Origin of the sequence: Flavobacterium sp. (assembly GCF_028712645.1) — a bacterium.
In the GTDB taxonomy this organism is placed as follows: Bacteria; Bacteroidota; Bacteroidia; order Flavobacteriales; family Flavobacteriaceae; genus Flavobacterium.
On the sequence record NZ_JAQTPQ010000117.1, the window covers coordinates 1 to 11013 of the forward strand.

Below are 11013 nucleotides of genomic sequence, written 5' to 3' on the forward strand. Positions count from 1 at the left end.
ACGACTCAAATAATATTCCACGTAAGTAAAGCCATTAGAAAGTGTGAAGGCCAATTGTGAAATAGGATTTGCACCAGCTTCTGCAATATGGTATCCCGAAATGGAAACCGAATAAAAGTTTTTCACCTTTTTTGTAATGAAATATTCCTGAACATCACCCATCAATCGCAAGGCAAATTCTGTCGAAAAAATACAAGTGTTTTGTGCTTGGTCTTCTTTTAAAATATCTGCTTGAACGGTTCCTCTAACTTTAGAAAGTGTTTTTGCTTTTATTTCATTATAAATTTCCAAAGGTAAAATTTGGTCGCCAGTTACGCCCAAAAGCATCAATCCCAGTCCGGAATTTCCTTCGGGCAAATCGCCTTGATAATGCGGACGTTGCGTTCCTTTTTTGGTGTAAATGGCTTTGATTTTTTCTTCAACCTCATTTTCAAGATTATTTTCTTTGATGTAAATTTCGCATCTTTGATCAATAGCCGCATTCATAAAAAATCCCAACATCATTGGAGCTGGTCCATTAATAGTCATACTCACGGATGTCATTGCATCGACCAAATCGAAACCAGAATACAATTTTTTAGCATCGTCCAAACAACAAATAGAAACTCCTGCATTACCAATTTTTCCATAAATATCAGGACGCAAATCTGGGTCATTTCCGTACAAAGTAACGCTGTCAAAAGCTGTCGAAAGTCTTTTTGCTGGCAAACCAGCACTTACATAATGAAAACGCTTGTTAGTTCGTTCTGGCCCACCTTCGCCAGCAAACATCCTTGATGGATCTTCTCCTTCTCTTTTAAATGGATACAATCCAGCCGTGAAAGGGAATTCTCCTGGTACATTTTCCTGAAGATTCCAACGCAAAATATCGCCCCAAGCCTGGTATTTTGGCAAAGCAATTTTAGAAACTTGGGTATGCGAAAGCGATTCGGTATGGGTTTCAATCTTAATTTCTTTGTTTCTAACCTTGAAGGTGTAAAAGGGTTCTTTATACTTTTTTACTTTCTCATTCCAAGTCAGGATGATTTCCCAATTGTAAGAATCCAAATCCATTTTTACCTTTTCGAATTGATTCAATAATAAGTTGAGGAAAATTTTATTTTCAATAACGTCTGGTTTCTCCAATTCCAAAGAACTTGGTAAAATGGAATCCTCATTAATTCCTGCCTTGTTCAATTCAGGAATTTTTCCAGAAACCGATTCAATCGTTTTGAAAATACCATATAATTTCTGGGCAACTTGCTCTTGACTTAAAGCAGTAGCATCATATTTTCTGTTATTTTCTGCGATTTCAGATAAATATCGAGTTCTATGTGGTGGAATCACAAAGATTTTTTCGCTCATTTCGTGAGAAATTTCAAAAGTCGATTTCAAATCGGAATTTGTTTTCTCGTGAATTTTATCCATTATCGCTTTGTAAAGCGTATTCATTCCAGGATCATTGAATTGGGAAGCGATTGTTCCGAAAACGGGTAATGAATCTAATTTAGCGTCCCAAAGATTATGGTTGCGCTGGTATTGTTTTTTTACGTCTCGCAAAGCATCCAATGAACCGCGTTTATCGAATTTATTTATCGCTACCAAATCGGCAAAGTCAAGCATATCAATTTTTTCCAATTGGGTTGCTGCTCCAAACTCGGGTGTCATTACATAAAGAGAAACATCCGAATGATCTGTAATTTCAGTATCAGATTGTCCAATTCCAGAAGTTTCTAGAATGATTAGATCATACTTCGCTGCTTTGATAACTTGAATAGCATCGGCAACGTATTTAGACAAAGCCAAATTAGATTGTCGTGTTGCCAAAGAACGCATATAAACTCTAGGATTATTGATAGCATTCATTCGAATTCTATCTCCAAGCAATGCTCCTCCTGTTTTACGTTTGGATGGATCAACTGAAATTATTCCGATGGTTTTTGTTGGAAAATCGACTAAAAACCGACGTACTAATTCATCGACCAAAGAGGATTTTCCAGCGCCTCCCGTTCCTGTAATTCCTAGAACAGGCGTTTTGCAATCGGTATTTATTTTATGGATTTTCTCCAAGGTTGCAGCAGCAACTTCAGGGAAATTCTCAGCCGAAGAAATAATGCGGGCGATTGCTATTGGATTTTTTTCTTCGAGATGATTGATTTCATCGGCTAATTTGTCACCAATTGGATAATCCGATTGTTGTACTAAATCATTAATCATTCCTTGCAAACCCATAGCTCGACCATCGTCAGGCGAATAAATCCGGGCAATTCCGTACCCTTGTAAATCAGCAATTTCCGAAGGAAGAATTACGCCTCCACCTCCGCCAAAAATTTTGATGTGAGAGGCTCCTTTTTCACAAAGCAAATCACGCATATATTTAAAATATTCGTTGTGTCCTCCTTGATAGGAAGTCATAGCAATAGCATTAGCATCTTCCTGAATGGCAGTATTTACCACTTCTTCAACGCTACGATCGTGGCCTAAATGAATAACCTCAACTCCTGTTGACTGAATTATTCTTCGCATAATGTTGATGGCAGCATCGTGACCATCAAAAAGTGATGCAGCAGTTACAATTCTTACTTTATTGACAGGGACATACGCTTTTACTACTTCCATTTTATGAATATGATAACTTTATCAGTGCAATTTACAATTATTTTTAATAATCAATTGTTCTATGCTTTAATTATTAGTAAAAAAGCAATAAATTTATCAGAAGTTTAACTCTCTGGCTTATCCTCCAAAATAAAATTATCGCTTTATTATTGAATAAATAGTATTTTTGCCCAAAGCCTTATTACAAATAGGTGAAGTAAACTTGTTAAAATACTTTAGAATGAAAAAAATAATAGTGTTAGTATTAGTCTTTCAACTTTCTGGTTGCGCAGAAATGCAACAGGTAATGAATCAATTTCCGCAGACACAAGGCATTGGAGGAATAGACATTTCAGGTGGATTGAAAGAAGCCTTAAACAACGGCATTTCTAAACAAGTAAGTAAACTAACAGCTGTAGATGGTTTTTACAAAAATGAGGCTGTAAAAATACTCTTACCCGAAGAATTAAAAAATGTAGATTCAAGTTTAAGAAAAATTGGACTTGGCTCTATGGCAGATGAAGGACTAAAAGTATTAAATCGCGCTGCCGAAGATGCCGTAAAGGAAGCCACACCAATATTTGTTGATGCCGTTAGAAATATGTCTTTTAACGATGCTAAAACCATTTTGATGGGGAATGAAAACTCGGCAACAACTTACTTGCAAACCTCGACTTCAACTGCTTTGTACGGAAAATTTAATCCCGTCATAAAAAATTCATTTACTAAGGTTGGTGCTGACAAAGTTTGGACAAACATCATAACAAAATACAACGCAATTCCTTTTGTAAGGAAAGTAAATCCTGACCTCACCGATTACGTAACCAATCAAGCTATGTTGGGTGTTTTTAGAATGATATCAGTAGAAGAAAAAAACATTAGAACCAATTTAAATTCAAGAACCTCCGTTTTATTACAACAGGTTTTTGCAATGCAAGACAAAAAATAATTTAAATTTTATGCAACAAATTACCATACTTATTCATTGTAAAGATCAAAAAGGAATTATTGCAGCTGTAACTGATTTTATTCTAAGAGTAGAAGGAAATATTATTTATATTGACCAACATGTTGATGTAGAACAAGGCGTATTTTTTATGCGTTTAGAATGCGAACTTACCAATAAAAACAGTAATCTAGGAGCAATAAAAAATGTTTTTCAGCAAACAATTGCAACTGATTTTAAAATGTCTTGGGAATTTTATCTAAAGGAACAAAAACCAAAAATGGCCTTATTTGTTTCAAAATATGATCACTGCCTGTTTGATATTTTGGGGCGTTTTAGCGCAGGAGAATTGAATGTAGAAATTCCTTTAATTGTGAGTAATCATATTGATTTAAAACCCATTGCCGAACGTTTTGACATTCCCTTTTACCATATTCCCTTTACCAAAGAAAATAAAGAAGAAGCTGAAAAACAACAAATTGAATTACTCCAGAAAAACAAAATAGACTTTATCGTTTTGGCTCGTTATATGCAAATCATAACTCCTAATTTGATTTCACTATACGAAAATAAAATTATCAATATTCATCATTCGTTTTTGCCCGCTTTTCCAGGAGCAAAACCGTATCATTCCGCTTTTAAAAGAGGTGTGAAAATCATTGGAGCAACCAGCCATTATGTTACAAAAGATTTAGACGAAGGCCCAATTATTGAGCAAGATATTGCAAGAGTTTCGCACATCAATTCTATTGAAGATTTTATTATGAAAGGGAGAGATTTAGAACGCATCGTTTTGGCAAGAGCCATAAAACTCCACGCCGAACGTAAAACAATGGTTTATGATAATAAAACGGTAGTGTTTTATTAAAATTATAAATTAAAGGTGGCATCAACTTTGTAGTAAAACCACAAATTATATGACTTAAAAATAACACCTAATGAAAAAAGCGTTAATACTTCTACTTTTAGTTCCATTCATAGGAACAGCACAATTCAAAGACATCCTGAAAAAGGCAACTGAAAAAGCGGCTACTCTAACAAAAACAAACTCCACTCTCGACATCGCTGTAGGATTAAGAGAAGCTTTGAATAAAGGCGTGACGGAACAAGTTCCAAAATTAACTAAGACTGACGGTTTTTATAAAAATGATGCTGTAAAGATTTTAATGCCAGAAGAATTGGTAAAAGTAGATAAAACTTTACGAAAAATGGGAATGTCTAGTTTAGCCGATGACGGAATTAAAGCATTAAATCGTGCCGCAGAAGATGCCGTAAAAGAAGCAACTCCCATTTTTGTCAGCGCTATAAAAAACATTACTATTAATGATGCCAAAAGTATTTTAATGGGAAATGACAATGCAGCAACCACTTATTTGCAAACTTCAACCACAAAACCATTGTATGCAAAATTCAGTCCCGTTGTGCAAACATCGCTTGGTAAAGTTGGTGCCGATGTTATTTGGGCTTCCATTATCAAAAAATACAATACATTACCCCTAGCTAAAAAAGTAAATCCTGACATTACGGATTATGTGACTAATAAAGCGCTTGATGGTGTTTTTACAATGATTACTGTCGAAGAAAAAAATATCAGAACCAATCTGAATGCAAGAACATCAGATGTATTGAAAAAAGTTTTTGCTTTACAAGACAAGAAGTAAAATAGTAATCCACACAAAGATAAAAATAAATAAAAATAGATTTAACTATCTTAAAATCAATATTTTAAAAAATTAACTTAAGTGCAACAAACTAATAACAAATCCTTAACAGAACATAGAACATAAGTTTATGATATTTGCAGAGTAATAAACTGGTTATTTATTATTTTGGTTTTGGTTAGTAAAGAGATTGTCCCGCAAATTGTGGGACTTTTTTTTTGGTCTAAATACAAGATAAGTTAAAATGCTTTTATAAAAACTTAACTTATGTACAACAAACAAATAACAAATCATTAACAGCAAGAACCATAAAACTATATGATCTTTGTATCATAATAAACTGGTTATTTATTATTTTGGTTTTGGTTAGTTAAAAGAATGTCCTGCAATTTGCGGGACATTCTTATTTTGTTAAACTAATGAAAGTCAAAACTGCAGTGTTAAAAATGACAGGCTGCTCCACATTTACTACGTGACCGCATTGTTCGATGACAAATAATTTTGAAGATTTATAATGTTTTTCGACTACTTGTCGCACCGAGGGTAAAAACATATAATCTTCTTCTCCCATTACATAAAGTGTCGGAATATTCAATTCTACTTGGCGAAACCACTTGAGCACGGGATTAATTTCGGCAGTAAGTTTGAACCATTTTATAAATTCTTTCTGGTACAACTTTTTGGCTTCATTGATAAAAAGCAAACGCGATTGTTTGTGGCTTCGTTTTGGCATAATCACAAAAGCAAAAAACCTGTACAACACCAAATAAGGCAAAACATATTTGAAAGTGTTTCCTAATTTCATCAAGATTTGAGAACGAAAATTCATTTTCAGAATCGCTCCGCCCATTATCATACTTTGCACTCTTTCCGGATGCATTTCGGCTAATTGTCGAATGAGTATTGTACCGAGGGAAATCCCAACAAAATGCGATTTTTCGATTTTTAAATGATCGATGACTTCTAAAATATCATTGGCAATCGACTTGAAAGTATATTTTTTTAGAAATGACTTTTTTATAATAGTTTTTGAATCTCCGTGTCCACGTAAATCCAACAACAACACATTATACGTTTTCTGAAAATCCCGAATTTGCTTGAACCAAATAGACGAACTACCGCCAGCACCGTGAACAAAAGTCACCCACTGATCGCTATTTTCGTTTTTGTATAGGGTGTAGTTTATCAAAGTTTATTTTTTATCCAAATAATTGGAGATTACTTTATAGTTTGTAATCAAAATATAGCCAAGAAGAATATTAATTCCACTAACAATCCAATTAAAATAATTAATCGGAATATTTGAATATTCAGAACTTTGAACTTTACTTCTAAAAGCTTGCAAAGTATAATTTAGAAAATTGGGCAAATAATCAATAATTAAAAACCCTCCAATCAATAAAATAGCAATTTTCACTATACTTTCAGTATTAAGGTTTTCAAATTGAATTTTTTCATCATCGAAACCTTTATCCAGTTTTAACTTGTCAATAACAAAATCAGCTTTGAAAATTAAAAACAAAAAAAGGAGAATAACGATAAGTGTAGTTCCAATGATAAATAGCAACATAGTAACATCAAATTGAAACAATACATTCGTAATATTATTTGGTATAACTGTAAAAATAGCCAGTAATCCTGAATAAAGTCCAAAAAGTTTAATAATCAATCTAAAAAAATCCCGTTTTGTCATTGTGTCTTTTTTGTGAATTTAATTAGTGCCAATTAGTAAAATCTGTATTTAAAATCAATTCCATTTCTTGTTGCATTTTCAACGCTTCTTCCCTAGCCTTTTCGGCAAAATCAATTCCTTTTGATGCGTAAATAATGGCTCTTGAAGAATTAATTAGCAAACCAACATTGGCATTCATTCCGTATTTGCACACTTCTTGAAGGCTTCCGCCTTGCGCGCCAACACCAGGAACCAATAAAAAACTATCCGGAACAATTTTGCGGATTTCTGTAAAATATTCGGCTTTCGTAGCACCAACAACATACATCAGATTTTCGCTGTTTTTCCAAGTTTTTGATGTTTCCAAAACTTGTTTGTACAATTCCTTTCCATCAACATTTAAGGTTTGAAAATCAAACGCTCCTTCATTAGAAGTCAAAGCCAACATAATAGTGTGTTTATCTTCGAAAGCCAAGAAAGGCTCCACCGAATCTTTTCCCATATAAGGCGCAACGGTTAGGCTGTCAAAATTTAAATCTTCAAAGAAAGCTTTGGCATACATCGATGAAGTATTACCAATATCGCCCCGTTTTGCATCAGCAATCGTGAAGATTTCTGGATGATTTTCGTTGATATAATTAATGGTTTTTTGTAACGACTGCCAACCTTTAATTCCATAGGCTTCATAGAAGGCCGTGTTGGGTTTATAAGCAACGGCCAAATCGTGAGTTGCATCTATTATCGCTTTGTTGAACTCAAAAATCGGGTCTTCTAATGCTAATATATGTGATGGAATTTTGTTTAAATCAACATCCAATCCTACGCAAAGGAAGGATTTCTTGATTTTGATTTGATTGATTAGTTCTTTAGTTGTCATTGTTATGTGTTTAACAGCAAAGTTAGACAGTTGTTCTATTTTTTAGCCACGAATTCACGAATTTATATAATTAATTCGTGAATTCGTGGCTAATATTTTTTTAGTTTTACAAAAACCTATAACCTAAAAACCCAAAGCCTATCAAAAAACCTCACTAGCTTCCTTCAATTTCTCCATGTTGTTGACCAATTGTAATTCGTCAACAATTTTCTGAATATCACCATTCATTATATTTCCTAAATCGTACAAAGTCAATCCAACACGGTGATCCGTTACACGACCTTGAGCATAATTGTAGGTTCTAATTTTTGCCGAACGGTCACCTGAACTTACCTGTGAAGTACGTTTCGTAGCATCTTGTTCTTGTTTTTTGGCCAATTCTTGTTCGTACAAACGAGAACGTAAAACGATTAAAGCTTTATCTTTATTCTTATGTTGCGATTTCTGATCCTGACATTGCGCCACCAAACCTGTTGGAATATGCGTCAAACGAACCGCCGATTTTGTTGTATTTACCGATTGTCCACCAGGTCCAGAAGAACAGAAAAAATCGACACGAACATCGTTCATATCAATTTGCACATCAAATTCTTCGGCTTCTGGAAGCACCATAACTGTTGCTGCAGATGTATGAACACGCCCTTGTGTTTCAGTTTGAGGAACACGTTGCACACGGTGAACGCCCGCTTCAAACTTCAAAGTTCCATAAACGTCTTCGCCTGTAACTTCAAAAATCACCTCTTTGAAACCTCCTGAAGTTCCTTCATTCATATCGACAACCGAAGTTCTCCAACCTCTATTTTCGCAATATTTGGTGTACATTCTAAACAAATCACCTGCAAAAATACTAGCTTCATCACCACCTGTTCCGGCGCGAATTTCGACCATTACATTCTTAGCGTCTTCTTCGTCTTTCGGAATCAACATAAACTTGATTTCTTCCTCCAGTTCCGGCAATCTTTCCTTTGCTTCTTCAAGTTGCATCTTGGCCATTTCGGTCATATCCGCATCACTATTATCGGCAATAATCTCGTTGGCTTCATCTATATTTGCCATCAAAAGCACATATTCATCACGCTTTTCAGCCAAGGCTTTCAAGCCTTTATATTCTTGATTCAATTGCACATAACGCTTCTGATCGGCAATCACATCGGGCTGGATAATCAAGTCCGAAATCTCGTCGAAACGCTGTTTTACTATTTGAAGTCTATCTAACATATTCTAAATCCTTTATTTGGAGTGCAAATTTAGTGAAAAGATTGCAGATTTCAGATTTCAGATTTCATAATTTTTTTGATATCATATTCTAGCTATGTTTTACAATCTTTTTTCCTAATTTTGAAAATTATTATCAAATAATTCAATTTAAACTTCTAATGAAAAAAGCAATTATCTTTCTCCTTATAATTCTAACATTTAATTCCTGCCTAAAATCTAAGGAAGTTTCTAAAATAGTGGTTGCTGACTGGCTTTTGGGGAAATGGGAGAATAATTCAAAAGATGGAAATCTATTAGAAACTTGGGAGAAAACAAATGATAGCATTTATGATGGCAAAAGTTATTTCATAAAAGGAAAAGACACTTTGCATTTTGAAACCATCCAATTGATACAAAAAGGAGAAAACCTTTTGTATGTTTCGACTATTCGAGGTCAAAATAATGATAAACCTATCACTTTTAAACGTAATGCAACAATAGAAAAGCAATTGGTTTTCGAAAACCAAAAAAATGATTATCCCAAAAAAATCAGTTATTCTTTAAAAAATAATGATAGTTTAGTTATCACTATTTCTGGAATCCAACAAGGAAAACCAGATTCTCACTCTTATTCTTTGATGCGAACCAACTAAAAAATAAAGGTCATTTTACCAAAAAACAGCAACCTTGCCCTTTTCGAGCAAGGTTTTTTATTACCTATTATATTGATTTTCAATTCAATAAAAATAATTTAAATTATTATTTTTATTTAGTCTAAATAAATTTTGTATAATTATAAAAGCTTTTTATATTTGCATAGTTATTTTTAATCAGTCTAAATAAATGAAATCAAAATTATTTATAATCGTAATTTTATCAATTATTCTATTCACAAGTTGTTCTAAAGAAAATGAAGAATACACAACCAATGATAACGCAAAAATTGAACTAGGAAAGCAAATTTTCAATGACACCAATCTCTCTAATCCAATCGGTCAATCTTGTGCTTCTTGCCATTCTCCCGAAAAAGGATTTAGTGATCCAGAGAATAGAGCAGTTTCTGAAGGAGTAGTTTCAAAAATATTCGGAAATAGAAATGCTCCAAGTTTAGCATATAATATTTTTTCGCCAGAGCGATATTATGACACAACAGACGAAACTTTTATTGGTGGACTTTTTCTTGATGGTCGTTCTCCTAATCTACAAAAACAATTTATTCATCCGATGTTGAATCCATTGGAAATGAATAATACTTCTAAAACTGTCGTTGCTCAAAAAATAAAACTAGCTTCATACTATCCCAAAATGGTAGAATTATATACCAATTCCCCATTTGAAAGCGATGTTTTGTCTTATGTAGCAGACGCTTTAACAAAATTTCAAACGTCAGCAGAAGTCAATCTGTTTACATCAAAATTTGATTACTATTTGCAAGGGCGAGCATCATTTACTTTAAAAGAAAAGAAAGGATTTGCACTTTTTCAAGGGAAAGCACTTTGCTCGCAATGCCACGTTACAGAGCCCGATTCTGAAGTAAAAAAGATATTATTTACTGATTTTACGTATGATAATATTGGTGTCCCGAAAAATCCTAATAATCCATTTTATACACAAGCTTCAAATTCAGCTGGAATAAATTATATTGATTTAGGAATTGGAGCAATCGTTTCGAAACCTGAACATAATGGAAAATTTAGAGTTCCAACTTTGAGAAATATTGCTCTTTCTGGACCATATTTTCATAATGGTTCTTTAAAAACGCTTGAAGAAGTAGTCCATTTTTATAATGTTAGAGATACAAAAACAGGAGAATTTGGAACACCGGAAGTTCAACAAAATATAAATACTGAAGAACTCGGGAATCTAAATCTTACCCCAGAAGAAGAACAAAACCTTGTCATTTTTATGAATACACTAACTGATGGATATCACAAATAATAAAAACCATAAATATTTAAACACAATGAAAAAGATTATTTTAATTGCAACTATTCTATTTTTAAACACAATAAATACCAATGCTCAAGACCGTGTTTTCAATTACACTTATCAAAGCTCCGTTTTGAATAAAGGGGAAAAAGAA

At 33.5% G+C, this 11013-nt stretch carries 10 protein-coding genes; 5 read left to right on the forward strand and 5 right to left on the reverse strand.

Going from position 1 to position 11013, the window contains the following annotated elements; translation table 11 throughout:
- A partial coding sequence (locus tag PHC28_RS10240; protein WP_300099609.1) for a methylmalonyl-CoA mutase family protein occupies nucleotides 1-2598 on the reverse strand: 2598 nt, incomplete at its 3' end.
- Between the two features lie 220 nt (nucleotides 2599-2818).
- Here PHC28_RS10240 and PHC28_RS10245 point away from each other — a divergent pair.
- The 3 genes from PHC28_RS10245 (at nucleotide 2819) to PHC28_RS10255 (ending at nucleotide 5184) form a co-directional block, all read left to right on the forward strand.
- Nucleotides 2819-3526 carry a DUF4197 domain-containing protein gene (locus tag PHC28_RS10245; RefSeq protein WP_300099612.1) on the forward strand — a complete coding sequence of 236 codons (708 nt, stop codon included), beginning with the start codon at nucleotides 2819-2821 and terminating at the stop codon, nucleotides 3524-3526.
- A gap of 10 nt (nucleotides 3527-3536) precedes the next feature.
- Nucleotides 3537-4391 carry a formyltetrahydrofolate deformylase gene (purU, locus tag PHC28_RS10250; protein ID WP_300099615.1) on the forward strand — a complete coding sequence of 285 codons (855 nt, stop codon included), beginning with the start codon at nucleotides 3537-3539 and terminating at the stop codon, nucleotides 4389-4391.
- Between the two features lie 70 nt (nucleotides 4392-4461).
- A complete protein-coding gene (locus PHC28_RS10255) occupies nucleotides 4462-5184 on the forward strand; it encodes a DUF4197 domain-containing protein (protein WP_300099617.1) in 723 nt (240 codons plus the stop codon).
- Between the two features lie 403 nt (nucleotides 5185-5587).
- Here the strand turns inward: PHC28_RS10255 and PHC28_RS10260 are convergent, their stop codons facing one another.
- From PHC28_RS10260 to prfA, 4 genes are all read right to left on the reverse strand, one after another.
- Nucleotides 5588-6373 (reverse strand): alpha/beta hydrolase, encoded by a 786-nt coding sequence (locus tag PHC28_RS10260; RefSeq protein ID WP_300099620.1) that lies wholly within the window; start codon nucleotides 6371-6373, stop codon nucleotides 5588-5590.
- Nucleotides 6374-6376: 3 nt separating this feature from the next.
- On the reverse strand, nucleotides 6377-6877 hold the full coding sequence (locus tag PHC28_RS10265; RefSeq protein ID WP_300099623.1) for a hypothetical protein: 501 nt from the start codon (nucleotides 6875-6877) through the stop codon (nucleotides 6377-6379).
- A 22-nt stretch (nucleotides 6878-6899) separates the two neighbouring features.
- Entirely contained in the window at nucleotides 6900-7733 is an 834-nt protein-coding gene (gene pyrF, locus PHC28_RS10270; protein ID WP_300099627.1) for an orotidine-5'-phosphate decarboxylase, read from the reverse strand.
- A 141-nt stretch (nucleotides 7734-7874) separates the two neighbouring features.
- The gene (gene prfA / locus PHC28_RS10275; RefSeq protein WP_300099630.1) at nucleotides 7875-8951 is read right to left on the reverse strand and encodes a peptide chain release factor 1; all 1077 of its coding nucleotides are present in this window, start codon (nucleotides 8949-8951) and stop codon (nucleotides 7875-7877) included.
- 158 nt (nucleotides 8952-9109) lie between these two features.
- Between prfA and PHC28_RS10280 the strand changes: the two genes are divergently transcribed.
- Both PHC28_RS10280 and PHC28_RS10285 read left to right on the forward strand, forming a co-directional pair.
- Entirely contained in the window at nucleotides 9110-9583 is a 474-nt protein-coding gene (locus tag PHC28_RS10280; protein WP_300099633.1) for a DUF6265 family protein, read from the forward strand.
- 190 nt (nucleotides 9584-9773) lie between these two features.
- Nucleotides 9774-10868, forward strand: a complete 1095-nt coding sequence (locus PHC28_RS10285) for a cytochrome c peroxidase (RefSeq protein ID WP_300099636.1) — start codon at nucleotides 9774-9776, stop codon at nucleotides 10866-10868.
- Nucleotides 10869-11013 lie beyond the last annotated feature (145 nt).

What these genes read in the sequence shown, in the direction of transcription:
- PHC28_RS10245 (WP_300099612.1), top strand. Translation starts at nt 2,819, where the DNA reads ATGAAAAAAATAATAGTGTTAGTATTAGTCTTTCAACTTTCTGGTTGC.
- PHC28_RS10255 (WP_300099617.1), top strand. Translation starts at nt 4,462, where the DNA reads ATGAAAAAAGCGTTAATACTTCTACTTTTAGTTCCATTCATAGGAACA.
- pyrF (WP_300099627.1), bottom strand. Translation starts at nt 7,733, where the DNA reads ATGACAACTAAAGAACTAATCAATCAAATCAAAATCAAGAAATCCTTC.
- prfA (WP_300099630.1), bottom strand. Translation starts at nt 8,951, where the DNA reads ATGTTAGATAGACTTCAAATAGTAAAACAGCGTTTCGACGAGATTTCG.
- PHC28_RS10265 (WP_300099623.1), bottom strand. Translation starts at nt 6,877, where the DNA reads ATGACAAAACGGGATTTTTTTAGATTGATTATTAAACTTTTTGGACTT.
- PHC28_RS10285 (WP_300099636.1), top strand. Translation starts at nt 9,774, where the DNA reads ATGAAATCAAAATTATTTATAATCGTAATTTTATCAATTATTCTATTC.
- PHC28_RS10280 (WP_300099633.1), top strand. Translation starts at nt 9,110, where the DNA reads ATGAAAAAAGCAATTATCTTTCTCCTTATAATTCTAACATTTAATTCC.
- purU (WP_300099615.1), top strand. Translation starts at nt 3,537, where the DNA reads ATGCAACAAATTACCATACTTATTCATTGTAAAGATCAAAAAGGAATT.